This is a genomic window from Rhodococcus sp. SMB37 (genome assembly GCF_004345605.1).
Taxonomy (GTDB): domain Bacteria; phylum Actinomycetota; class Actinomycetes; order Mycobacteriales; family Mycobacteriaceae; genus Rhodococcus.
Map to the genome: position 1 here is coordinate 16,767 of NZ_SLVY01000013.1, position 26,267 is coordinate 43,033.

Below are 26,267 nucleotides of genomic sequence, written 5' to 3' on the forward strand. Positions count from 1 at the left end.
GCCCCGCGACTGAGGAAGGCATACACGATGGAGACCCTCGAACACTGGATCGACGGAGCCGCCGCCCCACCCCACGGCGGCGACTACCTTCCTGTGACCGACCCCGCGACCGGTCGCACAGTGCGGCAGATCGCGGACGGCGACAGCAGCGATATCGACATCGCCGTTGCTGCTGCGTCGAGGGCGACAACGGAGTGGTTGAAGACCCCGGCGCTGGCACGTGGGCGTCTGATCACCGACCTGGGCCGCGCTATTCGTGCGAACAAGTCCGAACTGGCCGAGCTCGAGGTGAGTGAGACCGGTAAGCCGCTCGCCGTCGCCTCGGGTGAAATCGAGAACTCCGCCGTGTATTTCGAGTTCTACGGTGGACTTGTCGGGATGCCCGTCGGCGAGACCCTCGACGTGGCACTCGACCAGCATGTGTTCACCAAGCGTGAGCCGTACGGCGTCATCGGCGTCATCACGCCGTGGAATGTGCCGCTCAATCAGGCGTCGCGGGCCTGTGCACCCGCGCTCGCCGCAGGCAACACGGTGGTTCTGAAGCCATCCGAGAACACCTCGGCGACCAGCGTGCGGCTCGCGGAACTCGCCACAGAGGTCGGGATTCCCGACGGCGTGGTCAACATCGTGCTCGGAAACGGACGCGACGCGGGTGCTGCGCTCGCCCAGCACCCCGGGGTCGCGAAGGTCGCGTTCACCGGGTCGGTGCCGACGGGTCGCGCTGTCGCGGGGATCGCCGCGGAACGGATCATTCCTGTGACTCTCGAACTCGGCGGCAAGTCGGCGAACATCATCTTCGCCGACGCCGATCTCGATGCCGCCGTTGCCGGGGCGCTGGCGGCGTTCACCGGGAACGCGGGGCAGGTGTGCTCCGCCGGTACCCGCCTGCTCGTGCACCGCGAAGTGCACGATGAGGTCGTACGCCGACTGGTCGGCGCTGTGGCTGCCATCCAGGTGGGACGCGACATGGGTCCGATCATCACTCGCGAACAGTTCGGGCGCGTCCAGGAATACTTCAAGGTCGCCGAATCAGAGGGCGTTCGAGCCGAGACCGGCGGCACTGTCTCGGCACTCGCCGAGGAGACCGGCGGCTTCTACATCGATCCCACCGTGTACACCGGAGTGGACAACTCGATGCGCATTGCGCGCGAAGAGATCTTCGGTCCCGTCGTCGTGGTGATCCCGTTCGACACCGACGATGACGCGGTCGCGATCGCAGATGACTCGGAGTACGGTTTGATCGCAGGTGTGTGGACCAGGGACGTGTCCCGGGCGCTCGCTGTCAGCGACCGCTTGCGCACCGGCCAGGTTTTCGTCAACACGTGGTCGACGGCATCGGTGCAGACCCCGTTCGGTGGGTGGAAGAACAGTGGCTACGGGCGCGAGAAGGGCGTCGAAGCGCTGCACCACTACGGGCAGGTCAAGTGCGTCACCGTCAAGCTCTGACCGCGCACGCGGTGCTGCTGTCCATTCTCGGAAGGAACATTTGATGACCCAGGACCCAGCGGTGAGCGGAGCGTCTGTCGACGACGCGCACCGCGCACTCTTCGACGCCGGACTCACGGTCCGCAGGGAAGTGCTCGGCGACGCCTACGTCGACGCTGCCCTCGAACGCAACGCAGGCTCGGACGGGGAGTCGTTGCAGGAGTATGTCAGCGAATTCGTCTGGGGCGGTGTATGGACGCGCGACGGTCTCGAACGCCGCGACCGATCGCTGTCGACGATCAGCATTCTCATCGCGCTCGGCCATCTCCAGGAACTGGCGACGCACGTGCGCGCGGGGCTCGGCAACGGCCTGACCCGCGAGGAGATCACCGAGACCGTCGTCCACGCGACCGCATATGTGGGTTGTCCCGCGGGTATATCGGCGATGCGGGTGGTCCAGGAAGTGCTGGTCGCCGAACTCGGCCCGCGCACCGGGGAGGGCAACGCATGACCGCCGGCCCGGAGACCTCGACGGTCAGGATCGTGCCGTTGCCCGGCAAGACGGTCGGTCACATCGGACTCGGCGCGATGGGGCGGCCCATTGCACAGAATTTCGTTGCCAGCGGGCAGTCCACGGTGGTGTTCGACGCCGATCCGATTTCTCAGGAACGGTTCCTCGACGACCACGCCGGTATCCGCGGTGCAGCGAGTCTCGCCGACTTCGCGGACTGCGACGTCGTGGTCCTGGTGCTCCCGACGAGCGACATCGTCGACGCCGTCGTGCTCTCGGACGAAGGTCTGCTGACACATCTTCGGCCCGGTAGCACGATCATCGACATGGGATCGAGCATCCCCACACGCACCCAGGCACTTGCCGAAGTGGCGGCCGCGAAGGGTATCTCTGTCGTCGACGCCCCGGTCAGTGGCGGTGTCGCGCGTGCCCGGCAGGCCGCGCTCGCCGTGATGGTCGGCGGAGATGCGGCCGCGGTCGATTCGGTGGTTCCCCTGCTGCGGGCGACGGGCAGCGACATCATCCATGTCGGTCCGGTCGGATCCGGTCACGCAGCGAAGGCTCTCAACAACCTGATGGCCGCGAACAACGTGCTCATCGCGGCGGAAGCGCTTCTCGTCGGCCGGAAGTTCGGGATCGATCCCGCCACGCTGCTGGGCGTGCTCAACGCGAGCAGCGGACGAAACCAGGCCACCGAGACGAAATTCGAGAAGTTCGTGTTGTCGCGGTCGTTCGACTCCGGGTTCGCTGCGCGCCTGATGCGCAAGGACATCGGAATTGCACTCGACCTCGCGCACGATCAGGAGATCTCACCGCTCCTCGGGGAGGCAGTGGGACGGTTGTGGAATGCGGCGGTCGACGAACTCGATCCTGCCGCAGATCAGACGGATGTGGTGAGGTATTTGGAGGAACTCCACCACGTGTCGCTGGGAGACCCGGCCGGTCACTGAGATGAAGAAAAGCCTCGCTCTCCAGGGAGCGAGGCTTTTCGGTCGGAGATAGTGCCCGGTGTGATCGCGTTGACCCGGATGCCATTTGTCGCTCAGGCCTTCAATGAGCGGTGCCACGCGAATTGTACTTCTGCAATCAGGAATGACGTTCTACAGTTGAGGTCATCCGACCTCGGCGACGCCGTCGAGCGGCCGACGTGAGAGCGAGAATCTGTGACGGGGACCGATATTCGTTTGACACCCACTGCGCATGCCCACGCGCGCCCGGATGCTCCGGCGATCGTAATGGGTGCGAGCGGCGAGACTGTGACCTACGCCCAACTCGAGGAACGGTCGGTGCGGTTCGCCCGCGCGCTCCGGGCCCGCGGGATCATGCCGGGGGATCACATCGCGATCCTGATGGAGAACAACCGGCCATTCCTCGAAATCTGCTGGGCTGCTCAGCGCTCCGGCTTGTACTACACCGCGATCAACCGGCATTTCAAGGCCGGCGAGGTACAGCACGTACTCGACGACTGCGGCGCCACCGCGCTGATCGCCGGCGACACCGTGCGAGACACCGTCGAGCAACTCGACCTCGCCAAGATCCTCGTCCGGGTCTGCGCGTTCGGCGACATGCCGGAATTCGAACGCTACGACGACGTGCTCGCCCGCGAGCAGTTCGAGCCGATCGACGAATCCGAGGGACGCGAGATGCTCTACTCGGGCGGCACCACCGGATTCCCGAAGGGCGTGCGCAAACCTCTACCCCGCACCGAATTCGGCGATCCGTCGTCGCCGCCCGTGCAGATCGCCATGGGGCTGGTGAGGGGAGGCCCACAATCGGATGTGGTCTACCTGTCGCCGGCGCCGCTGTATCACTCGTCGCCGCTGGTCTTCTCGATGTCCTGGCAACGGCTCGGCGGCACCGTCGTGGTGATGGAGAGCTTCGATCCTCGGCGCTGTCTCGAACTCATCGAGAAGCATCGCGTCACCCATGCCCAGTTCGTCCCCACGATGTTCGTTCGCATGCTCAAACTCCCCGAGTCGGAACGCTCCCGGTACGACCTGTCGAGCCTCCGCTCGGTCATCCATGCTTCCGCGCCGTGCCCGATACCGGTGAAGCGGCAGATGCTGGAGTGGTGGGGCCCGATCATCGACGAATACTATTCGGGAACAGAAGATATCGGAACATCGGTGATCACCGCCGCGGAGTGGCTCGCACATCCCGGATCCGTTGGGCGGCCCATGCAGGAATGTCACATCGTCGGTGAGGACGGCGAAGAGTTACCCGACGGGGAGGTCGGGTCGATCTACTTCGCCGGCGGCCGCCCGTTCGAATATCACAACGACCCCGAGAAGACCGCGTCCGTCACGAACGACAAAGGCTGGCGCACCCTCGGCGACATGGGATATCGCGATGAGGACGGCTACCTGTATCTCACCGATCGGGTCGCATTCATGATCATTTCCGGCGGCGTCAACATCTATCCACAGGAGACCGAGAACCTGCTCGTCACACACCCCGCCGTCGCGGACGCCGCGGTGATCGGGGTGCCCGACGACGAAATGGGTGAGTCGGTCAAAGCCGTAGTTCAGCTACTGGATCCGTCGTCGGCCGGCCCACACGTGGCTGCCGAGCTCATCTCGTTCTGCCGTGCCGAGCTCGCGTCCTACAAGTGCCCGCGCAGCATCGATTTCGTCGACGAACTCCCACGCGACCCCAACGGAAAGCTGTACAAGCGTCGGTTGCGCGACGACTACTGGGCCGGTCACGAGACCCGGGTGATCTGAAACCTGCCGGTCAGGCTCGCGCGCTGATCGCGGTGTCCAGCACACCGAGGTCGGCGCCGAGTTCGGCGACCGTGTCGCGCACGACCGAGACATCCTTCGAGATGAATTCCCCGACCGAGCTGCGGAACGCCTCGACGGACCCGCGCATTGCGACGTTCCCCATCACCTTGCACGACGAACTTCCGTGGGGAAGAGCGGAAAACAGTGCCTCCGGCGCAACGCCGAGTCGTTGCCCGAGCGCTTCGGCCTCGGCCAGGAGCCCGATCTGAGCCGCGAACAGGGCGTTGTTCACGAGCTTGACGCGCAGTCCGTTGCCGCTCGGCCCGACGTGCAGTACCGGGTCGCCGTAGGCATTCAATACCGGGACGACCGCGGCCACATCGGACTCGGGGCCGCCGACGAAGAGCGTGAGGTTGCCCGCTGCGATGTCGTGCGGACCGCCGCTCACCGCCGCATCGACGACCGCGACCGCCAGCGGTTCGGCCACCGCGACAAGATCTTCGATCGTCTTCGGGCTGATGGTGGTGTGGATGACGAGGGATGATCCCCGTGGCATCGCCTGCAGGAGTCCTCGTTCGAGGCAGACCTCGCGGACCTGGGCGTCGGTGAACACGCACACCGTCACGAGATCGACGTCGACGCCCACCTCGGAGACGTCGTCGACCGCTTTTGCTCCGGCGGCTTCGATCGCGGCGCGCGACTCGTCGGACCGTCCGAGCACCCGAACCTCGTGGCCTGCGTCGAGGAGACGCTCGACCATGGGCATGCCCATGCGGCCTGCACCGACGAACCCGACGCGGCTCATCGCTGGTATCCCATCATCTCGAGCGTAGCGTCGGCCGTGCTCAGTGACACTCCCGCGGAGGCTCCGGCATTGTCGGCGAGACTTGCAACGAGTGTGACGTCCTTTCGGAGGAGCTCACCGGCGTGCCCTGCGATCCGTTCGAGGCCGCCGGCAGAGACGACACGGCCCAGCGCGAAGCTGTTCGCCGTGCCGTGCGAGACGACCTCGCCGAGCTTGGCGGGATCGACGCCGAGCGACCTACCGAGTTCGAGGGTGCTCGCCGCAGTCGACAGGTTGGCGGTGAAGAGCAGGTTGTTGAGCAGCTTCGCGACCTGCCCGGCACCCAGGTCGCCGAGGTGGACGACGGGGTTGCCGTACGTCTCGAACACCGGCCGGGCTGCTTCGACGGTCTTGTCGTCGCCACCGAGCATGACGAGCAGTGTGCCTGCTGCGGCACCCATGCCGCCGCCGCTGACCGGTGCGTCGATGATCGACACACCCTTCTCACCGGCTACCTCGGCGAGTTCCTTACAGGTGTCGGGGTGGATGGTGCTGTGGATCGCGATGATGCCGCCGTCGCGTAGTCCTGCCAGGATCCCGTTCTCGCCGGTGATCACCGAGCGTACGTCGTCGTCGCTCACCACACACAGGCACACGAGGTCGCTCGCCTCCGCGAGTTTCGCGGGCGTGTCGGCGTATTTCGCGGCGGTGTCGGCGTACGGCGCCAACGACTCCTCCCTGCGAGCCCACAACGTCACTTCGTAGCCGGCTTCGACGATGCGGCGCGCCATGGGGCCGCCTTGGCTACCGAGACCGATGAATCCGACGCGCATCATGTGTCCTTACCCTGGTGGCCCCGCCGAGCGAGGCAGTCGTCGATGAAGTTCAGAACCGTCCGGTGGTACTCCGGCGCGGCGTTGCAGATACTGAGGTTGTGGCCTCCTCCGGCGATCCGGGCGGTGGCGACACGAGGGGACGCGGTGAACATCGCAGCGACGTCGTCGAGTGCCTGCGGGTCACTGCGCCACACCCGCTCGTACTCGGCTGTAGCGTAGTGAACGGGAACACGCACACGAGCCGCCAGCGGGGGGAAGGTCTCCGTGGGCCAGATGGCTGTGACATCGGCCTCGTAATCGGGTGTGCGAGAACCGATTGCCGCACCGCCCATGATGTCCGCCGGGTAGAGGTCCTCCGCCGGCGTCCAGATCAGTTCGCCCACGCCTTTCGCCTGAGCGTAACGCTCACGCGTGCCGAGGATCCCGACCGCGAGCGCGTGGTGTTCGCGACCGGTACCGGAAATCGCGAGGCCGAGCAGATCGTGGCCGTGGTCGTCGGTGGCCATCCGAACCGCCAGTTCGCTGCCGACCGAATGTCCCCACAGGAACAGGCCGCTCCTGCAGGCGCTCGAGCCGATAACTGCATCCACCGCGGCGTAGGTGAGGTCGGCCCGACGCTGTGAATCGCGAAGCTCTTCGGCGAACGGCCGCGAGGCGCCGTAGCCGGGACGGTCGAGTGCGAGCACCGTGTACCCGTGATGGGCAGCAGCGCGCATCATCGACAGTTCAGGGTGTCCGGGGCAGTCCCAGTAGGCGGAGAAAGCGGCACCTCCGTGAAGCGCAATGATCACCGCCCGTGGTTCGGGGGCCTCGAGGAGCACTCCCGAGATCGGGATGCCCTCGATATCGACGACGCGGGAGACGGGTGAGGAACTCCACGCGTCGCCGACACCGGCCTCCTCGATCGCTGAGGACTGTGGGGTGGTGAAAGTCATGAGTCCGTCCGAAGAAGCATCGCGCCGCCCGGAGAGAGCCCGCCGGTCGCGGCCACGGCGACACGTGCACCGGCGACTTGCCGCGGACCGCCTTCGCCGCGCAACTGTGTCACGGCCTCGTGGATCAGTCCCATGCCGTGAGTGCGCCCGTGGGACAGCTGACCACCGTGCGTGTTGAGGGGGAGGATCCCATCGCGAGCGATGTTCTTGCCGCCCGCGAGGAAATCCTTCGCTTCGCCGATGCCGCAGAATCCGAGTCCTTCGAGCCACGACAGGCAGTTGAAGCTGAAGCCGTCGTAGAGCTCGGCCACATCGACATCTTCGGGTTTCATGGATGTGCGCGACCACATGTGGGCAGACGGCCCGAGCGAATGCGGCTCGTGCGTCAGCGTGCTCTGATCCCAGTCCATTCGTTCCATGATCTGGGTACCGACGGCCTCGACGAGTACCGGAGTCTTCGGGAGGTCGCGTGCCGCGTCGACGGCCGAGACGATGACGGCGATCGAACCGTCACACGGGACGTCACAGTCGTAGAGCCCGAAAGGTGTGGTGATCGGACGGGCCGACATGTAGTCGTCCATCGTCATCGGGTCGCGATAGATCGCGGTCGGGTTCAGCGCCGCGTTGGCGCGCTGGTTGAGCGCGATCCACCCGAGCGTTTCGCGATCGGTTCCGTAGCGATGGAAATGCCGCTGCGCGTTCTGCGCGAGGGTGTGAGCGGCGGACGTGGCACCGAACGGCATGAACCAGTTCGGGGTACGCCCACCGGACGGGGGAGCGATCTCCCCGCGCTTCATCAGTTCGCTGTAGGTCGCCTCCCACAGCGTGCGGTAACACAGCACATGCCGCGCGGCCCCACTGGCGACCGCGATCATCGCGGCGATCACCGATCCGCCGGGGCCGAACGTCTCGATACCGCCGTTGTGCCACGTAGGCCGCAAGCCGAGCGCGGCTTCGACCTGCGTGATGCCACCCTCACCGAACCCGCCGACGTTTCCGCCGCCGGGATAGCTGGCGATGCCGTCGATGTCGTCCATCGTCAGACCCGCATCGGCGACCGCTCGTTCGCACGCATCGATGGTCAGGTCGATGGGTGACCGCATCAGCCGCCGGCCGATGTCGGACATGCCGATACCGGTGAGCGCGACCTTGTCCTCGTACTTGTCCTGCGTGGCCGGGGGACGCACGTGGAAACGGAACTCGCCCGGCTCGATCTCCTCCTGGGGGAGGGGCGAGAGTTCGCCCTGCTCCTGTGCCGGACGGAAGAGCGGAAGCCACACGTCCGCGTCCTGTTGGAAGACGACTTCCATGCGCATGCCGAGTTCGAGCGTCTCGGGGTCGCACTCGACGATGTTGGTCGTGAGCCGGACCCGAGGGTCTTCCTCGATCGCAACCTGTGCGACGACATACGGCGCCGGCATACCGGGCACTGCGAAGCGATGGTTGACCGTGAACCCCGCGAGGGTTGCGAAACCCGATACCTCTCGGACACCCATCCGGTGCTCCCGGCAGTACCGGCAGACCGGTTGCGGCGGATGGATGAGAGCCGAGCACGACTCACATTCCTGGATCCGCAGCACACCGTCGGCGCCGGCTGTCCAGAAGAATCGGTTCTGCGAGGTGAGTTGAGGTAGGGGACGTCCCGAGGCTTTCGCCGCAGATGTGTCTCCGGTCTGATCGACCACCGCTGTCTCGGCCACGTGCGTCGAGTTCCTTACTGTCTGTGCCGGGGGCGCCGCTGCGCGTCGAAGCGGCGGCGCCCCCGGGGTGAAATCGGTTGCTGTGGGATCAGTTACCCATGTTCGCAGAATCCTTCTTCCGTGTGATCGGATCTGCGAGACGCTGTTCGTCGCAGATCTTCTGCAGCCTCTTCAACGTGTCGTCGAGATTGTCGCCGAGACGCGGTCCGGGGGTGAACGTTGCCGGCAGATGCCGCATGCCCTGGATCACGCCGATCGTGTCGTAGTGCACGGTGCCCTCGACGTCGACCTTGTAGTCCGGCATGCGATCGAGAACGGCGAGCAGCATCCGCTTGAACACCATGCGTGCCATGTTGGATCCGACGCACCGGTGAATTCCGAGCCCGAAGCTGAAGTGACGGTTACCCCGTCGCTCGAGATCGATGTTGTTCGGGTCGTCGAACAGCTCGGGATCGCGGTTGGCCATGGCCCACGACAACCACAGCCGGTCGCCTTCCTTGAATTCGGTACCGTCGAGTTCGTAGTCGGAGGCAAAAGTGCGGCCGTCGCCCGGCGCGGGAGTGAAGTAGCGCAGGAACTCCTCGGTTGCGGGATTGAGGAGCGTGTCGCGCTCCTCGCTCAGACGAGTCCGCTCGTCGGGGTTGAGCCCCAGCCACTCGAGTGAATGAGCGGTGAGGGCGGTCGTCGTGTCGAATCCGCCGCCGATCAGGAGGCTGAGGATACCCAGCAGTTCCATGTCGTCGGGCTTCTCGCCGAGGACCTCGACATTTGCGACCGCGTTGATCAGTCCGGGACGGGGATTCTCCCGAATCTCGATCAGACTCGTGAGCAGGTCGAGCCCCATGGCGCGGTGCATTTCATTGATGCGCGGGATATCCGGGGAGTCCGGCGGGGTGTAGACCGCGGCGTGGACCGGCTCGTTGTAGATGACCCACTTCTCGACGGGAATCCCCATCATGGCGAGGGTCAGTACGGCGGGCACGATGTTCGCGAGCTCGTCGACGAAATCGATCTTTCCGCTTTCGATCTTCTCGTCGATGGCTGCGCGGACGACCTCGTCGACGAAGGGAATCCACCGGTCGACAGCGGCGGGGGACAGATAAGGATTGAGCAGCGCCCGAAACTCGTGATGCTCGGGGTCGTCCATCTCCAGGATGCCGCCACGCACACCGGATGCGCGTGAGTTCCAGGGAATCGAGATACCCTTGTATCCCTTGCGCTTACCGTGGATATCGTGGTCGGTGGACACGTCCGGATGGCGTGCGAGGTCGAACACCTGGCTGCTGCCGGCGGCGACCCAGTGGCCGCCATGGGTGTCGGACCATGCCATCGGGCACTTCGATTGCATTTCCTGGGTGACGTCGAGGAAGCGATCCCGGTAGTCCGGTGCGTGCCGGTCGAAGTCGAATTTGGGCGTCTTGCGGGTTGCGTCGGCAACAGGGTCGACACTCATGACTGTCCTCTCGGGAATTTCAGAGAATGGTGATCGCTTGTTCGGGGCATGAGCGAACTGCCTCGCGCACGTTCTCCTCGAGGTTTTCTGGGATCTCGGTGTCGATGGCCGTGGCGTGGCCGTCGATGTCACTCAGCTCGAAGACATCCGGTGCTGCCATGGCGCACAACGTGTGTCCCTGGCAGCGGTCGGGGTCGACTCGCACCTTCATGGCGTTCCTCCCGTTCGAATGGATATTGGTGATGGGCTGTACATTTCGGGGAGTCGGCCCCGGCCCGAGAGCCGGGGCGCGGTCATCAGATGTGGTAGTCGTACCACTTGAGGTAGCCGCCGCCGTCCACACGCATCTGCATGCCGGTGACGTAACGGGATTCATCGGAGGCGAGGAAGAGCACCATGTTGCTGCTGTCCTCGGGCTCGATGAACGGAATCCGCATGGCCTGCTGCACGCCGAAGGCCGGTTCTGCATCCGCGCGGGTCGGGTGTTCGAGATCCGGACGGAACGACCGGTACATCGGCTCACTCTGCAGCATGTCGGTGTTGCAATTGGTGGGGTGCAGTACGTTCGCGCGGATACCGGCGGGGGCAAGGTGGGTCGCCAGGTCGTGGATGAACTGCGACAGGGCACGCTTCGAGAACACGTAGGCGGCGCCGCCGAGGTCCTTGCCCGGCTGGTCGACCTTCGACACATCCATGAGTGCGGCGGTCGAGCCGGTGGCGATGATCGATGCGCCGTCACCGAGGTGCGGCATTGCAGCCTGCACGGCATTGATGGTGCCGACCAGGTTGGTGTCGACCACATCGGCCCAGGCCTGTCGCTGCGGCTCACCCTTCATGCCGGCGACACCGGCCTGCGCGACGACGATATCGATCTTGCCGAGCTCGTCGATGCCCTGCTGGACCGCTGCGCGCATCTGCGCGGCGTCGCGGACGTCGGCCTTGACCGTCACGATGCGACGGCCTTCCTTCTCGACCAGACGAGCCGTCTCGTCGAGATCTTCCTGGCTGGCCATCGGGTAGCCGATGGTCGAGAAGTCCTCGCACCGATCGACAGCGATGATGTCGGCGCCCTCGGATGCGAGCTTGACTGCATGGCTGCGGCCCTGACCCCGCGCCGCGCCGGTGATGAATGCGACCTTGCCTTCTACGCGTCCCACTGTTCGTCCCTTCGATCGAGTATGTGGTTTTCACAGGCCCGATGATGGGCCGGCAGTGTTCACCTACTGCGTATTACGTATTGCGTTTACGTACTGCGGTTTACGTAGTGCTGTTAAGTGTTTCGGCCACCGTTGACGCCGAGGATCTGTCCGGTGATGTACCCGGCTTCTTCCGAGATCAGGAACGCACACGCAGCAGCGATGTCTTCGGGACGGCCGGCCCTGCGGACCGGTGTGCGCTGGATGTGGTCTTCGATGGTGCCGCCGAGCAGGCCCTTGCTCTCGGAGCGGCGGAGCATGGGGGTGTCGACGAATCCGGGCGGGACCGCGTTGACGGTGATCCCGTCGGGCCCGTACTCGAGCGCGAGCGACTTCGTGAGCCCGTTGACGGCAGCCTTGGCTGAGACGTACGCGGACATGAACTGCTGGCCCGACTGCGCGCTCGACGAGGAGATGTTCACGATGCGCCCCCAGCCGGCTTCGATCATGTCGGGGAGCGCGGACTGGACGCAGTGGAAAACACCGCCGAGGTTGACGTCGACGACCTTCTGCCAGGTGGCGTAGTCGATGTTCTTGAATCGCTTGTACAACTCGAGGCCGGCACCGTTGACGAGGATCGTCACGGGACCGAGTTCTTCGCGGACCTGCGCGAAGGCTGCCGCGACCTGTTGTGGGTCGGAGACGTCGACCTTGTATTCGAGTTCTTCACCGGACGGGTTCAGATCGAAGACGGCGACCTGATGGCCGTCCTTGCGCAGACGCTCCGCGATGGCTTTACCGATTCCCGAGCTTCCGCCGGTGACGACGGCTGTTTTCACGCCCATGCTTCGTCACCCACGATCGTGGTGCGGCGCATGAGGCGCTCGGACGACGGATCGTACGGGAGAGCACGGTGCAGCATGCCCGTGTTGTCCCAGACGACGAGGTCTCCGACCGACCACTCGTGTGAGTAGACGAACCGCTCCTGCGTGGTCCACGTGAGGAGTTCGTCGAGGAGTTCACGGCTCTCGTCGGGACGCATGCCCACGATGCGATCGGCCGTTGCGCCGATCACGAGCGACCGGCGGCCGTCGCGGCGATCCCACACGAGCGAGGATTCGTGCTCGGGAAGCCGGCGCCAACCTGCAACCTGCTCTTCGGTGGGGTCGGGGTACACCAGGCGTTGCGCGGCCTCGAAGCTGTGGACGACCCGCAGGCCTTCGTACCGCTTCTTCTCATGCTCGGGAAGGTTCTCGTATGCGGCGTAGGTATTGGCGAATTCGGTTCCGCCGCCGACCATCGCGACGTGGCGCGCAGACAGTGTGGTCGCCTTGGCCGGGACGTCGTTCGTGGTGTCGTCGATGTGCCAGCAGAACGTGCCTTTGAGGTATTCGGCGGTAGGCGTTTTCGCGGGATCGAGTGAGACGGTAAAGATTTCCTGACCCGGCGCGGGCTGCACCAACTTCCCGAGTCGACGGCTGAAGGCCAGCTGGCCCTCGTCGTCGAGGTTCAGGCCGCGGATGAGCAGCACTCCTCGCCATTTGAGTGCCTCGAGCAGCTGCGCCACCACCGAGTCGTCGTCGAGGTTGTCGAGGCCGGTGACTTCCACCCCGAGTGACGGACTGAGTGCTGTTGTCTCAATCACAAGAATCTCCCTTCCAGATGCGAGAACCATACTCTCGTTCGATTGAGGGTTGCAAGACCGGATTTGTCCGGGTCCGGCGGGCGTCTTCCCACCTCAGGTCGGTGGCGCGAATCACGTTCTGGGGTAGGCGTGAGGCGGATGACTTGGTACAGTCGCGTCCAACAGATCTCTGATTCTCAGATGCGAGAATATTATTTCCACCAGTGTGAGGAGACGGAATGTCACCGCAGGACAACGGGTCGACCGCGGTAGTCGACGGTGCTACATCGACGGGCGTGACGAAACCCCTGCTCATCGACGGCGAACTGGTCATGCTCGACAAGACCTTCCCGTCCTACAATCCTGCGACCGGTGAGCTGTTCGGCCACGCTCCGGACGCCGGAGTGGACGAAGCAGAAGCTGCGGTCGCCGCTGCTCGCCGCGCATTCGATACCACCACCTGGGCAACCGACGCCGAGTTCCGTGCCAACTGTCTGGACCAGCTGTACCAGGCGCTGCAGGACAACAAGGAAGAGCTGCGCGAGCTGCTGATGGGCGAAGTCGGTGCCACCCGCGTGCTCACTCACGGCAATCAGCTCGAAGCGCCGATCGAGATCGTCAAATACTACGCCGACCTGCTGCGGACCTACCCGTTGACCGAGGCGCTCGGTGAGATCGAGATCCGCGGACAGCAGCACCGCCGGTGGATCGACAAGGAAGCGGCCGGTGTCGTCGCCGCGATCACCGCGTACAACTACCCGGTCCAGCTCGCGATGGCCAAGCTGGCACCCGCACTCGCCGCAGGTTGCACGGTCGTCCTCAAGGGCGCGCCCGACACCCCGCTCGTCACCAATGCCCTCGGCGAGATCATCAAGGAACACACCGATATCCCCGCGGGCGTAGTCAACGTCCTGTCGTCGTCGGGTATCCCCGTCGGCGAGGTCATGACCACGCATCCGGAGGTGGACGTCGTCACGTTCACCGGCTCCACCCCGGTCGGTGCACAGATCATGGCGGCTGCCGCGGCCACGATGAAGAAGGTCTTCACCGAGCTCGGCGGCAAGTCCGCGCTGATCGTGCTCGACGACGCAGACCTCGACATGGTCGCGCAGTTCGCCGCCTTCAGCGTCTGCTCCCATGCCGGCCAGGGTTGCGCGTTGACCACCCGACTTGTCGTGCCGCGCGAGAAGCACGACGAGATCGTGGCGCGCGTCGCGGGGTTCATGGCCAACGTGCCGTTCGGCGATCCGACGAACCCCAAGATGTACATGGGGCCGCTCATCAGCGCGAAGCAACGCGACAAGGTCGACGGACTCGTGCAGCGCGCGATCGAGGCCGGCGCCACGCTGGCAACCGGCGGCAAGGCCGTCGAACCCGGCTACTTCTACGAGCCGACGCTTCTCGCCAACGTCGACCCGTCGAGCGAGATTGCCCAGGAAGAGGCGTTCGGCCCTGTTCTCGCGGTGATTCCCCACGATGGCGACGACGATGCCGTCCGGATCGCCAACGATTCGAAGTACGGACTGTCCGGCGGTGTGCTCACCGCCGACGAGGAGCGCGGCATCGCGATCGGACGTCGCATCCGCACCGGTACCTTCAGCATCAACGGCGGCAACTACTTCACCCCCGACATGCCCTTCGGCGGATACAAGCAGTCGGGTATCGGTCGCGAGATGAGTGCGCACGGTCTGGAGGAGTTCCTCGAGACCAAGGCCTACGCAGCCGTGGTGAAGGCATGAAGCCACTGGACGGAGTCCGCATCCTCGAGGTCGCGATGTACGGGTTCGTTCCCTCGGCGGGCGCAGTGCTCGCTGAGTGGGGCGCCGACGTCATCAAAGTCGAACACGCGGTCACCGGCGATCCGCAGCGTGGCCTTCGCCAGATCGGCCACATGCGCGTCGAAGGCGATCCGAATCCCAATGTCGAACATGCGAACCGTGGGAAGCGCAGCATCGGCGTCGATATGAGCACGCCCGAGGGCAAGGAACTTCTCCACGACCTCGCTCGGAACTGCGACGTGTTCCTGACGAGCTTCCTCCCGCAGGCCCGGACGAAGTTCGGTATCGATGTCGACGACATTCGGGCCGTGAACCCGAAGGTGATCTACGCTCGCGGAAGCGCGCTCGGTCCACGTGGCGAGGAGTCCGACAAAGGCGGCTACGACATGACGGCCTTCTGGGCGCGAGGCGGTATCGCCGCCTCGCTTACCCCGCCCGGGACAGAAGGCATGATCAGTCCTCCGGGGCCGGCGTTCGGCGACACCATCTCCGGGACGAACCTCGCGGGCGGTATCGCCGCAGCACTGTTCAAGCGTGAACGTACCGGCGAGCCGTCGATCGTCGACGTGTCGTTGCTCAGCAGTGGCGTGTGGGCGATGGGCCACGGGATCGCGTTGTCGGTGCACATGAACGATCACATGGTGGCTCCGGTGCCCGGCGGACACGGTGCGGTGACCAACCCTCTCTCCGGGTTGTACGAGACTGCGGACGGACGCTTCCTGTCGTTCGTGATGCTGCAGCCGACGAAGTACTGGGCCGAGGTGTGCACGCTCATCGAGCGTCCCGAACTGATCGACGATCCTCGCTTCGCCGGAGCGGAGCAGATCGCCGCCCACACCGCAGAAGCCGTCGAACTCATTCGTGAGGCCATCCGCACCCGCACGCTCCCCGAGTGGACAGAGCGTTTCGGAAGCCTTTCCGGTCCGTGGGCGCCCGTGCAGGATTCTCTGCAGGTGGCGAGTGACCCGCAGGTCCGGGCGAACGAGTACATCGTCAAGGCAGGTGAACTCGAATTGGTCAGCAATCCCGTCCAGTTCGACGTCACAGCACCCACCATCGGGGCGGCACCCGAATTCGCCGCTCAGACAGAGGAAGTCCTGCTCGAGCTCGGGCTCGATTGGGACCGGATCATCGCCCTCAAAACTGCCGGCGCAGTTACGTAGTTCGGCAGTAGTCCAGTTCGTCGGGAGAATCCCATGCCATACATTGCTTCGATCGGTACGTACCTGCCGTGTTGGGGTACATCCGACTCCCGAGTACCGGGAGACGACGAGGACGCGATCACGCTTGCTGTCGAAGCAGGTCGCGCCGCGCTCGAATCCGGAGGCTCGGTCGAGTACGTCGTGCTCGTGAGCCGAGACCTCCCGCTCACGGAGAGCAGCAATGCTGCGGTTCTCCTCGCCGGACTCGGGCTCGATCCAGAGCTCGAAGTCATCGAGCGATTGGGTGGGGCTCCCGCGACACTCGACGCCCTCGGCTCGGCCAGGCCCAGAACGCTCGTGATCGGCGTCGACATCGATGGTGCCGGTGCGGCGGCCGCACTCACTGCGGAACGCGGCCTGCAGGTTCGCACCGCCGCACGGGTGTCCCGGAGTCTGCCGGTCCGAACACGGAACAGTTCGGGGGATGTCCACGACTACGGCGATCCACGACTGCTCAAGAAGCGCGGCTACCTCGCCTCCCTGGCGACGGCGTGGGTCGACAGCCCTGTCGTCGTCGCGGGCGTCGGACGCAAGGACGCGGCGCCCCTCGCCGTCGGTGATTCCGTTGCACTTCCCACCACCGGTGCGAGTTCGAGTCTGTTTGCGTTGGCAGCCATGGCGGAAGCCTCGACGACCGGACCGCTGGTAGGGATCGAACAGGCGAGTCTGTCGGGGATCACGGTGGCGGACGGCTCGGCTTCGGTCCTTCGCCGGGAGCGAGCCCCGCAGCCTCTGCCCGAATCCGGCCAGCTCGCGACCGGTGAGATCCCCATCTCCCTTGCCGCGTACGAGCGGGCCTTCGAGGCGAAGGTGCGGTGGGAGGCGGGTAAGTTCTCCGACAGCGACGAACTGGACTTTCCTCCCCGATACCGGGTGGACCAGGACGGAACATTGAAGACGGAGTACACCTTCGTCGAACTGCCTCGCACGGGCACCGTGTACACCGAGGTGACGGTGCACGCCCCGGTGCCCGGGCTGAAGACGCCGTACACACTCGTGATCGTCGAACTCGATGACGTGGGTGTGCGGGCGCTGGTGCGGGTCACCGGTGTCGAGGCAGGCACCGTCGATATCGGTGATAGAGGCCGACTGGTGCTCAGGCGCGTGGCCGTCCGCTCGGGTGTGCCCGACTACGGCTATGCATTCGAGCCCGGCACCGCGGGTGCGGTCGGTACAGGAACGGAGGATGCGGCATGAGGAACGTAGCGATTGTCGGTGCGGGAATGACGCCGTTCGCGGAGCACTTCGCGTTGGGCATCAGGGACCTTCTGCCGATGGCGTTCTCCGAGTGTGCGGCAAGCATCGACAAGGGGCTCGATCTCTCGGATCTGCAGGCTGCCTGGTTCGGCTCGATGGGTACCACCGACGGCTTCCCATCGGGGATCCTCGCCGACACTCTGGGCCTACGCGACATCCCCGTGACCCGAGTTGAGAACTCGTGTGCCACGGGGCACGATGCGATCCGAAATGCTATGTTCGGCATAGCATCCGGAGCCTACGACGTTGCGCTCGTGGTGGGAGCCGACAAGCTCCGAGAAACGGCGTCGAAGGGGATGCTCTGGGAGTGGGAGGCCATGTCCCGCGACATGGCGTGGGACTACCCACTCGGGCTCGCACAGGCGGGATTTGCGCTGCACGTGCGTAGATACCTGCACGAATCGCCGGCGACCCGTGAACACATGGCGATGGTGGCTGTCAAGAACCATCACAATGCGATGAGCAATCCCAAGGCGTGCCGACGATTCGAGCTCACGGTCGAAGAGGCGCTCGCAGCGGACACCGTCGTCACGCCCTTCGGGGTCTACGACTGCGCACCGCAGAGTGATGGTGCTGCTGCGGTGGTCCTTGTCGCCGAGGACGTGGTCGACAGGTTCACCGATCGTCCGGTCTGGATACGTGGAAGTGGCGTCGGACTCGATTCCGTTATGCATCAGCACAAGCGAGACATGACCTCTTTCCCTGCGACAGTGCGCGCGGCGAAGCAGGCGTTTGCGATGGCCGGGATGACCCCATCCGACATCGACGTGGCGGAGGTACATGATTACTTCACGGGCATCGAGCTGATCAGTTACGAGGATCTCGGCTTCGTCGAGAAGTTCGAGGCGTTCAAGCTCATCGAGTCCGGCGGTGCGGCTGTCGGAGGATCCCTGCCGGTGAATCCCAGCGGGGGGCTCAACACCAAGGGGCACCCGCCGGGCGCCACCGGAGTGGCCCAGTGCGTAGAGCTGTTCGAGCAACTGCGTGGCGATGCAGCCAACCAGGTCGACGGAGCTCGGATCGGGTTGGCGCACAACGTCGGGGGTCCCACGGCTGTTGCGGCCGTGACGATTCTGGAGGCAGCAAGAGGCTGATGGCCTGCAACGGAAACCCGCGCACACGCATTGTGTGACGCGGGTTTTCGTCGCACTGTGGGCCTCTTCATCGTGCCCGATCTGCCCGGATCGATGAATTGTTGCCGGGGTGCAAGATTGCCGTTCTGTAATTTGAATACATTGGTTCTTTTTTATGTGAACTGATATTGCCGTTGACGCGAGAACGTCCTACTGTGGGAGCCGTCACAAGTACTTCGTCTCTTGTTCTGGGCGGCACGATTCCTGTATCGCGATGAAAGTTGAGTTCGGATGATTTCCACGGTTTCCAAACGGGTGGGACGCAGCATTCTGGTTGTCCTGCTGGTGACGATTGCGGTCGTCGCCCTGCTCAGCTTCGCGCCGGGATCGGTCGCCCAGGTCATCCTGGGTGAGAACGCCACACCCGAAGCCGTCGCGAAGATGAACTCCGAACTCGGCCTGGATCAGCCCTTCTGGGTTCGGTACATCGACTGGCTCGGCAACGCTCTCCGTGGTGACCTCGGAACTTCGCCGCTCACCGGGCAATCTGTGAGTGAGGCGATCGTCGAGCGCCTGCCCGTCACACTCCAGCTCGCGGCCATGGGTCTGATCATCGCGCTGGTCGTGTCCCTCGTGATGGGCATCGTCTCGGCATCGCGTCCGGGCAGCAAGGTCGACCGGGGGATCAACGCACTGTCTGCGGTGTTCCTCTCGGTACCGGCCTTCATTGCGGGTCCGGTGCTGATCTACTACTTCGCCATCCAGCTGCAGATCTTCCCGGTGATGGGCTGGTCACGAATCAGCGAGGGGCTCGGCGATAACTTGCGCGGTGCGCTCCTCCCCGCGATCGCGATCGCACTCACCGAGATCGCTGCATTCCATCGGCTATTGCGAACCGACCTCATCGGTACGCTCCGCGAAGACTTCGTGGCGTCGGCGCGAGCAAAGGGTATGCCGTCCTGGTACGTGATGATGCGGCACGCGCTGCGGCCGTCGTCGTTCTCCCTCATCACGGTCGCCGGCATCAACCTCGGACGTCTGATCGGCGGCACCGTGATCGTCGAAACACTTTTCGGCCTACCGGGATTGGGGCAGTTGGTTGCCTCGTCGATCACGTCACGTGACGTAATCATGGTGCAGGGCATCGTCGTCTTCATCGCGGTCGTGTACGTCGGTATCAACACCCTCGTCGACCTCAGCTACCAAGTCATCGACCCGCGGGTCAGGAAGGTGGTCGGAGCATGACGCAGGTCGCGCTCGAGAAGCGTGGGGACGGCGTCTCCACAGGAAAGAGCGCCGCGACGTTACCCGACGTCCCGGCCGTCAAGAAGAAGCGTTCGATCCTGGTCTACCTGTCGATCGTCTGGCTGGTGGTCATCATCGGTGCAGCGATTTTCGCGGGCCTGCTTCCCATTGCGCCCTACGATGTCCCGATCGGATCCCCTCGCCAGCCACCGTCGTTCGAATCTCTCGACACGTTCCTCGGAACCGACACTCTCGGCCGATCGATGCTCTCCCGCATCATCTACGGCGCGCAGGTCTCACTCGTCATCGGTGCTGTCGCCGGTTTGACCGGCTTTGTGATCGGTTCGTTCTTCGGCTTGATCTCCGGCTATTTCGGCAAGAAGCTCGACTCCGTGATCACCCTGATCACGGATGCCATGCTCGCGTTCCCCCCGCTGATCCTGCTCCTCGCACTGGCATCGATCCTGACCCCGAGCGTGCCGACCATGCTGCTGGGCCTCGGATTGATGGCTGTTCCGTCGTTCATCAGATTGTCCCGCGCGAATACGCTTTCGTGGTCATCGCGTGAATTCGTCAGGGCTGCAAAGAACATGGGAGCCGGAAACGGTCGCATCCTGTTCCGGGAGATCATGCCCAACGTGATCGCGCCCCTCGCGTCCTATCTCCCCATTGTGATGGCCGCGCTCATCGTCGCCGAAGGCTCCCTGAGCTTCCTCGGCCTCGGAATTCCGCCGCCCCAGCCGAGCTGGGGCGGGATGATCAACGACGGAAAGGACGCGCTGTCCACCTCACCGCACCTGGTGATGGTTCCTTCACTCGTCATCTTCCTTACGGTGTTCGGCCTCAACCAGGTAGGCGATCACCTCCGCACGAAGTACGACCGCACGCTGCACGACTGAGTCATCTCGGCGTGCGCCGGTCGTAGTCCCGAAGTACATGAAAGTATGAGGTCGAGAATGATCCGACACAGACGCATGGCGGCCGCGGTCGCGGTAGCGTGCTCCGCTGCACTGGTCCTGGGTGCATGCGGCTCCGGAGGGGATTCCGGGTCCGAGGCCAATTCGACTGCGGCCACGGTGGAGGCGGGCGATCCCGTCGCCGGCGGCACAGGCCGTGTCCTGCAATCGGGCGAACCGCGGTCGCTCGATCCTGCAGCCCTGTCCAACACGTGGGCGCACCAACCACTTCTCGGCAACGCGCTCTACGGCACGTTGATGATCACGAACAACGACACGTTCGAGCTCGAATACAAGATGGCCACGGACTTCTCGAGCGATGACGGTGGTAAGACCTTCACCCTCTCCCTGCAGCCCGATCTCGTGTTCAGTGACGGGACCCCACTCGAGGCCGAGGCTGTGAAGTACAACTGGGATCGGCTCAAGGACCCTGCCTTGGGATCCACGACCATTCGCCAGGCCTCGGAGGTCGAATCGACCGAGGTCATCGATCCGCACACGCTACGTGTGACTTTGGTCGATCCGAACCCCCAGTTCGGCCAGGCGGTTGTTGCCGGAGCACTCAATTGGGTGGCCGCGCCGGCAGCACTCGAACAGGGCCGAGAGGCCTTCGACGCAAATCCGATCGGTGCGGGTCCGTTCACCCTGGTCAATTGGGCTCGTCAGGACGCGATCGAACTCGAGAAGAATCCGCAGTATTGGGATGCCCCCAAGCCGTACCTCGAGGGACTGGTCGTTCGCACGGTGGCAGACTCCAATCAGCGGTCGAACACCATGACGACCGGCGGTGCCGATATTGCCGCGGAGACGAACTGGTCCAACATCAACAAGGCCGAGGCCGCAGGCCTGCAGTACGTTGTGACCTCTACTGGTGGTGGTCAGTACGCCGGTATGAACCAGCGTCGTGCACCGTTCGACGACGAGCGTGCGCGACGTGCGGTGTCTCTGGCAGTCGATCTCGATGCCGTGAACACCGTGGTCTACAACGGCGAGGGAGAGGTTCCCACCACGTTCTTCCCGGAGGACTCCCCTTACTACGCCGATATTCCCCTCGGTGAGACGAACACTGAACAAGCGCAGCAACTGTTCGATGAGCTTGCAGCAGAAGGTAAGCCAGTTTCGTTCACCTTCCTGTCGTACCCGACAACGGAAAGCCGCGTTCTTGCAGAGGCGATCCAAGCGCAGTTGAGTGCATTCGAGAACGTCGAGATGAACGTCGAGGTCACAGACTTCGCCGCGGTGACCGCGCGAGCGGGTGCGCGTGACTTCGACATGATCATCTCGTCTGCGATAACCCAGGACCCCGATTACGCTCTGTCGACCGCCTTCGCTTCCGGCTCGTCCGGAAACTTCATGGGCGTCAATAATCCTGATCTGGACACAGCGTTGCAAAGCGGTCGCTTCGGTGAGACCCAAGAGGAGCGCAAGCAGGCATACGACGAGGTGCAGCAGATTCTCGCCGATTCTGTGGTGGGCATCTGGTATACCCGGGGGGTGCCTGCGGCGACCTTCAGCGCGGATATGCATGGTGTGCAGCTCTTCAGTCTCGGATCGAACCTTCCCGAAGAGCTCTGGATCAGTAGTAACTAGCCGACACGACTGAAAGGGCCGGCTCACCGTGAGTACTCAGCCGCTTCTCGAAGTGAGAAATCTACGTGCCTACATCGGCACGCCGCGAGGCACCGTCCGCGCTGTGGACGATGTGTCGCTGACCCTGGACTCCGGACAGGCGCTGGGTATCGTCGGTGAGTCCGGCTCCGGCAAGTCGGTCATGGCCCGCGCGATCATGGGTCTGATGCCACCGCGCTCCGGTCGCTCGGGGGAGGTGACCTTCCAGGGGCGTGATCTGTTGTCCCTGAGCAAGAAGGAAAAGCTGGAGATCTGGGGTAACCAGATCGCCATGGTCTTCCAGGATCCGGGACGCTCCCTCAATCCCGTTGTGCGAGTCGAGCGGCAGCTCACCGAGGGGATGCGACGACACCTGGGAGTGAGCAAGTCCGAAGCCCACGATCGTGCCCTGAAACTCCTGGACGAAGTCGGTGTACCCGATCCGGAGCGGAGGCTGCGTAACTATCCGCACGAGATGTCCGGTGGCATGCGTCAGCGTGTGATGCTTGCGATTGCCTTGGCGTGTGAGCCGGATCTTCTGATCGCGGACGAGCCGACCACAGCCCTGGACGTGACGGTGCAGCGTCAGATCCTCGACCTGCTCCGGCGCGTGCAACGCGATCGGAACATGGCGATGATGCTCATCAGCCACGACCTCGCCGTCGTCGCCGGTCGTACCGACCGGGTGGCTGTCATGTACTCGGGCCGTCTCGCGGAGGTGGGCTCCACCCGAGAGGTGTTCGACGCGCCGATGCATCGATACACCCATGCGCTCCTGGGCGCGACACCTTCGATCGATCATGAGCGGCATTCCCCTCTGCGTCTGATCCAAGGGTCGCTTCCCGACCCGATCTCGCCCCCCGAGGGGTGCAGGTTCGCTCCTCGCTGCTCGCACGCGGAGGACGCATGCACGTCTGCGCCGATCGAGCTCGAATCCTTCGGCGTCGATCACGACGTCGCGTGCGTGAACCCCGTCAAGGTTCCGGTGGGGTCTGTATCCGGAGGTGAATCACATGGCAGGTAGTGGTACCGCGCATCTGCGCGGAGATGAAGCTTTGCTCTCGGTGCAGGACCTCGTCGTCGAGTATCCGTCGAAGGCCGGCACGGTGCAGGCTGTGTCGAAGATCAGCTTCGATCTGCTTCCCGGCGAAACACTGGGCATCGTCGGTGAATCCGGGTGCGGGAAGTCGACCACCGGCCGGGCGGTTCTCCGCCTCGACCAGGTGACGGCAGGCCGGATCCGGTTCGGCGAGGAGTGGATCGAGGACGTGAGCGAGAAGCACATGCGCTCGCTGCGCCGCGACATGCAGATGATCTTCCAGGACCCGGTGTCGTCCCTCAATCCGCGTCGCGCGGTCAAGGACATCGTCGTCGAAGGGCTGACGGTTGCCGGCGCAGATGCCGAGGAGCGCGGGAAGAAGTCTGCGTCGATGCTCGAACAGGTGGGGCTTTCGGGTGAGCGGTTCGCGGAGATCCTTCCCAGGCAGCTGTCCGGTGGCCAAGCGCAGCGTGTCGCGATTGCACGTGCACTCGCGCTCGGGCCACGCCTTTTGATCTGCGACGAGCCGGTGTCGGCGCTGGACGTCTCGGTGCAGGCTCAGATCCTCAACCTCATCGAAGAACTCAAGGAAGAGTTCGACCTGACGGTCGTGTTCATCGCCCACGATCTCGGTGTGGTTCGCACCGTGAGCGACAACGTGATGGTGATGTATCTGGGCAAGGTCTGCGAGTTCGGCGACTCCATCGAGCTCTACGACGATCCCGCACATCCCTATACTCGCGCACTGCTGGACTCGGTTCCATTGACCGATCCCGACAAGGCTTTTGCGGGACCGGCGCTGGCCGGTGATGTGCCCTCGCCGCTGTCCCCGCCGACGGGGTGCCGCTTCCGGACACGGTGCCCGCACGCACAGGACCGATGCGAGAAGGAAGAACCGGAAATGCGGGAGGTGCGTCCGGGCCAGTACGCTGCGTGCCATTTCCCGCTGCCCTCCGTCGTGGGACGCAAGAATCTGTTCGAGATCGAGACGATCGACCTCGAGAAAGCCGAGGCGTCGTAGGCGGCGTGCCGGTGGAGAGCACTGCATCGAAGGGTGGTGCAGTGTCGGACGGTGGAGCCGGTCCGACCATCTGGGTGCTGGTCTTTGCCGGCACTGTCACGACCCTCATGTCGACGCTGGTGGTGCCCCTTCTGGGTGAACTGCCGACGATTCTCGGGACCGGTCCGTCCAATGCGTCCTGGGTCGTGACGGTGACATTGCTGTCCGGCGCGATCGCGACTCCGGTGACCGGCCGACTCGGCGATATGTACGGGTCGCGCCGGATACTCCTGCTGTGCACGATTCCTCTGATTATGGGGTCGTTCGTGTGTGCGATGTCGTCCACCCTCGGCCCGATGCTCGTGGGCCGCGCGCTGCAGGGCGCCGGTTTCGGAGTGGTCCCGTTGGGAATCAGCGCGCTACGCGCTGCGGTCCCTCCGGAACGCCTCGGTTCGTCGATCGCCATGATGAGCGCATCACTCGGGATCGGTGGAGCCCTGGGACTGCCTCTCGCTGGGATCATCATTCAGACCATGAGCTGGCGAATGATGTTCTGGGGAGTGGGAATTCTGAGCATCCTGGTTGCAGTTCTCATCGTGTGGATAGTCCCGGACACTCCGGTCTACGGGACTCGCGGCCATTTCGACGTGTTCGGGGCCGTGGGCGTTTCCATGGCGTTGGTGTGCCTTCTGCTGCCGGTATCCAAGGGTGGTGACTGGGGGTGGGCGAGCCCGATCACCATCGGACTGTTCGCGTCGGCGGTCGTCATGTTCGTCGTATGGGGATGGTGGGAGTTGCGAACCCGGCATCCCCTGATCGATCTGCGAATATCGGTGGGGCGACCTGTCCTGGTGACCAACGCGGTCACGACCCTGATCGGCTTCTCCATGTATTTCCAAGCGCTGCTCGTTCCGCAGATACGGCAGCTTCCCGAAACCACCGGATACGGACTGGGACAGTCGATGATCATGATGGGACTGTGGAGTGCCCCCGCAGGCCTGGTGATGATGGCCGTTGCACCGCTCGGGGCCCGCCTGACGACAGCGCGTGGGCCCCGGAGTACTTTGCTAGCAGGATGTCTCATGATGGCGGTTGCCTATGGCTCCTCGGTATTCGCGATGAGCAACACCTGGGGGCTGTTACTGATCACCTGCGGCGTTGCCGCGGGAATCGGGTTCGCCTACGGTGCAATACCGACACTGATCATGGGCGCGGTACCTCAGTCCGAAATCTCTTCGGCGAACAGCGTCAACACACTGTTGCGTTCTGTGGGTGGTACCGCGTCCGCTGCCGTCGCAGGTGTGGTGTTGGCGCAGATGAGCGTCGCGTTCGCGGGGAAGATCATCCCCAGCGAACAGGGATTCTTGACGGGATTGATGATCGGTGCTGTCACCGCGTCGGTCGCGGCGGCAGTGACCCTCGCCATCCGCTTCCCAGCTTCGGATGACACGAATTCGGATGACGTAATGACTACGGCTCGACCATGAGGAACGAGGATTGATGACCAGCCAACGACGAGGTACCGCAATCGCGATGTCCGACGACGAGCGCGACGAGTTCCTGCAGAATCAGCCGGTGTGCCGGGTTGCGACCCTCGGCTCGGGTGGACCCCACCTGAGTGCACTCTGGTACGTCTGGGACGGAAAGGCGTTGTGGCTCAATTCCCTGGTCCGTAGCCAACGCTGGACCGACATCGATCGCGATGCACGGCTCGCCGTGATCGTCGACGACGGGGGCGCCGACTTCATGAGCCTTCGCGGTGTGGAACTACGCGGGCGTGCAGCGGTTGTCGGTGAAGCGCCGCGGCGCGGCGACGATGTCGACGAACTCGCCGAACCCGAACGGCTTTTCGCTGAAAAGTATGCAGGCGGCCGCGCTTTCACCTACGACGGGCGGCATGCGTGGCTGAAGCTCGTGCCGACGAAACTCGTGAGTTGGGATTTCGGCAAGATGCGCAAGTAAGGCCGGGTGAGCGTTGCTCC

At 64.2% G+C, this 26,267-nt stretch carries 24 protein-coding genes; 15 read left to right on the plus strand and 9 right to left on the minus strand.

All coding sequences use genetic code 11. The annotated features are described in order from the left end of the window. The first annotated feature begins 27 nt into the window (after window positions 1-27). From EV641_RS19740 to EV641_RS19750, 4 genes are all read left to right on the plus strand, one after another. Window positions 28-1,446, plus strand: coding sequence for an aldehyde dehydrogenase family protein (locus tag EV641_RS19740; protein ID WP_132474002.1), 1,419 nt, complete (start codon window positions 28-30; stop codon window positions 1,444-1,446). Window positions 1,447-1,489: 43 nt separating this feature from the next. Then, on the plus strand, window positions 1,490-1,936 hold the full coding sequence (locus tag EV641_RS29305) for a carboxymuconolactone decarboxylase family protein (protein ID WP_158289197.1): 447 nt from the start codon (window positions 1,490-1,492) through the stop codon (window positions 1,934-1,936). Continuing rightward, complete coding sequence (locus tag EV641_RS19745) at window positions 1,933-2,886, plus strand: NAD(P)-dependent oxidoreductase (protein ID WP_054712290.1); 954 nt, start codon at window positions 1,933-1,935, stop codon at window positions 2,884-2,886. The genes EV641_RS29305 and EV641_RS19745 overlap by 4 nt, the downstream gene beginning before the upstream one ends. A gap of 228 nt (window positions 2,887-3,114) precedes the next feature. Next, complete coding sequence (locus EV641_RS19750; RefSeq protein ID WP_132474160.1) at window positions 3,115-4,659, plus strand: acyl-CoA synthetase; 1,545 nt, start codon at window positions 3,115-3,117, stop codon at window positions 4,657-4,659. Between the two features lie 10 nt (window positions 4,660-4,669). Here the strand turns inward: EV641_RS19750 and EV641_RS19755 are convergent, their stop codons facing one another. From EV641_RS19755 to EV641_RS19795, 9 genes are all read right to left on the minus strand, one after another. Next, complete coding sequence (locus tag EV641_RS19755; RefSeq protein WP_054712296.1) at window positions 4,670-5,464, minus strand: NAD(P)-dependent oxidoreductase; 795 nt, start codon at window positions 5,462-5,464, stop codon at window positions 4,670-4,672. Beyond that, window positions 5,461-6,276, minus strand: a complete 816-nt coding sequence (locus EV641_RS19760; protein ID WP_054712365.1) for an NAD(P)-dependent oxidoreductase — start codon at window positions 6,274-6,276, stop codon at window positions 5,461-5,463. The genes EV641_RS19755 and EV641_RS19760 overlap by 4 nt, the downstream gene beginning before the upstream one ends. After that, window positions 6,276-7,214: an alpha/beta fold hydrolase gene (locus EV641_RS19765; RefSeq protein ID WP_132474006.1), complete on the minus strand. Its 939-nt coding sequence runs from the start codon at window positions 7,212-7,214 to the stop codon at window positions 6,276-6,278. Before EV641_RS19765 ends, EV641_RS19760 begins: the two co-directional genes overlap by 1 nt. After that, on the minus strand, window positions 7,211-8,914 hold the full coding sequence (locus tag EV641_RS19770; RefSeq protein WP_241997364.1) for an OB-fold domain-containing protein: 1,704 nt from the start codon (window positions 8,912-8,914) through the stop codon (window positions 7,211-7,213). The genes EV641_RS19765 and EV641_RS19770 overlap by 4 nt, the downstream gene beginning before the upstream one ends. Window positions 8,915-9,002: 88 nt before the next feature. Continuing rightward, window positions 9,003-10,367: a cytochrome P450 gene (locus tag EV641_RS19775; RefSeq protein WP_054712306.1), complete on the minus strand. Its 1,365-nt coding sequence runs from the start codon at window positions 10,365-10,367 to the stop codon at window positions 9,003-9,005. Window positions 10,368-10,386: 19 nt separating this feature from the next. Continuing rightward, window positions 10,387-10,578 (minus strand): ferredoxin, encoded by a 192-nt coding sequence (locus EV641_RS19780; protein ID WP_054712309.1) that lies wholly within the window; start codon window positions 10,576-10,578, stop codon window positions 10,387-10,389. Window positions 10,579-10,663: 85 nt separating this feature from the next. After that, a complete protein-coding gene (locus EV641_RS19785; protein ID WP_132474008.1) occupies window positions 10,664-11,524 on the minus strand; it encodes a mycofactocin-coupled SDR family oxidoreductase in 861 nt (286 codons plus the stop codon). A 113-nt stretch (window positions 11,525-11,637) separates the two neighbouring features. Further along, window positions 11,638-12,342, minus strand: a complete 705-nt coding sequence (locus tag EV641_RS19790; protein ID WP_054712371.1) for an SDR family NAD(P)-dependent oxidoreductase — start codon at window positions 12,340-12,342, stop codon at window positions 11,638-11,640. Next, window positions 12,339-13,148, minus strand: coding sequence for a TauD/TfdA family dioxygenase (locus tag EV641_RS19795; protein ID WP_054712374.1), 810 nt, complete (start codon window positions 13,146-13,148; stop codon window positions 12,339-12,341). Before EV641_RS19795 ends, EV641_RS19790 begins: the two co-directional genes overlap by 4 nt. Window positions 13,149-13,366: 218 nt before the next feature. Between EV641_RS19795 and EV641_RS19800 the strand changes: the two genes are divergently transcribed. The 11 genes from EV641_RS19800 to EV641_RS19850 all read left to right on the plus strand — a co-directional run bounded on the left by EV641_RS19800 (window position 13,367) and on the right by EV641_RS19850 (window position 26,247). Continuing rightward, window positions 13,367-14,866: an aldehyde dehydrogenase family protein gene (locus tag EV641_RS19800; RefSeq protein WP_132474012.1), complete on the plus strand. Its 1,500-nt coding sequence runs from the start codon at window positions 13,367-13,369 to the stop codon at window positions 14,864-14,866. After that, on the plus strand, window positions 14,863-16,068 hold the full coding sequence (locus tag EV641_RS19805) for a CoA transferase (protein WP_054712312.1): 1,206 nt from the start codon (window positions 14,863-14,865) through the stop codon (window positions 16,066-16,068). The genes EV641_RS19800 and EV641_RS19805 overlap by 4 nt, the downstream gene beginning before the upstream one ends. Window positions 16,069-16,101: 33 nt before the next feature. Then, window positions 16,102-17,304 carry an OB-fold domain-containing protein gene (locus tag EV641_RS19810; protein WP_054712318.1) on the plus strand — a complete coding sequence of 401 codons (1,203 nt, stop codon included), beginning with the start codon at window positions 16,102-16,104 and terminating at the stop codon, window positions 17,302-17,304. Then, entirely contained in the window at window positions 17,301-18,458 is a 1,158-nt protein-coding gene (locus EV641_RS19815) for a beta-ketoacyl synthase N-terminal-like domain-containing protein (protein WP_132474014.1), read from the plus strand. The genes EV641_RS19810 and EV641_RS19815 overlap by 4 nt, the downstream gene beginning before the upstream one ends. Before the next feature lie 270 nt (window positions 18,459-18,728). Continuing rightward, window positions 18,729-19,682 (plus strand): ABC transporter permease, encoded by a 954-nt coding sequence (locus tag EV641_RS19820; protein WP_132474016.1) that lies wholly within the window; start codon window positions 18,729-18,731, stop codon window positions 19,680-19,682. Further along, complete coding sequence (locus tag EV641_RS19825; RefSeq protein WP_132474018.1) at window positions 19,679-20,581, plus strand: ABC transporter permease; 903 nt, start codon at window positions 19,679-19,681, stop codon at window positions 20,579-20,581. Before EV641_RS19820 ends, EV641_RS19825 begins: the two co-directional genes overlap by 4 nt. Window positions 20,582-20,638: 57 nt before the next feature. Continuing rightward, window positions 20,639-22,228 carry an ABC transporter substrate-binding protein gene (locus EV641_RS19830; protein WP_241997365.1) on the plus strand — a complete coding sequence of 530 codons (1,590 nt, stop codon included), beginning with the start codon at window positions 20,639-20,641 and terminating at the stop codon, window positions 22,226-22,228. Window positions 22,229-22,256: 28 nt separating this feature from the next. After that, on the plus strand, window positions 22,257-23,270 hold the full coding sequence (locus tag EV641_RS19835) for an ABC transporter ATP-binding protein (protein ID WP_054712321.1): 1,014 nt from the start codon (window positions 22,257-22,259) through the stop codon (window positions 23,268-23,270). Next, a complete protein-coding gene (locus EV641_RS19840) occupies window positions 23,260-24,306 on the plus strand; it encodes an ABC transporter ATP-binding protein (RefSeq protein WP_054712324.1) in 1,047 nt (348 codons plus the stop codon). Before EV641_RS19835 ends, EV641_RS19840 begins: the two co-directional genes overlap by 11 nt. 11 nt (window positions 24,307-24,317) lie before the next feature. Beyond that, window positions 24,318-25,772 carry an MFS transporter gene (locus EV641_RS19845; protein ID WP_199233340.1) on the plus strand — a complete coding sequence of 485 codons (1,455 nt, stop codon included), beginning with the start codon at window positions 24,318-24,320 and terminating at the stop codon, window positions 25,770-25,772. 13 nt (window positions 25,773-25,785) lie between these two features. Continuing rightward, on the plus strand, window positions 25,786-26,247 hold the full coding sequence (locus EV641_RS19850) for a pyridoxamine 5'-phosphate oxidase family protein (RefSeq protein WP_132474022.1): 462 nt from the start codon (window positions 25,786-25,788) through the stop codon (window positions 26,245-26,247). The last annotated feature ends 20 nt before the right edge of the window (window positions 26,248-26,267 follow it).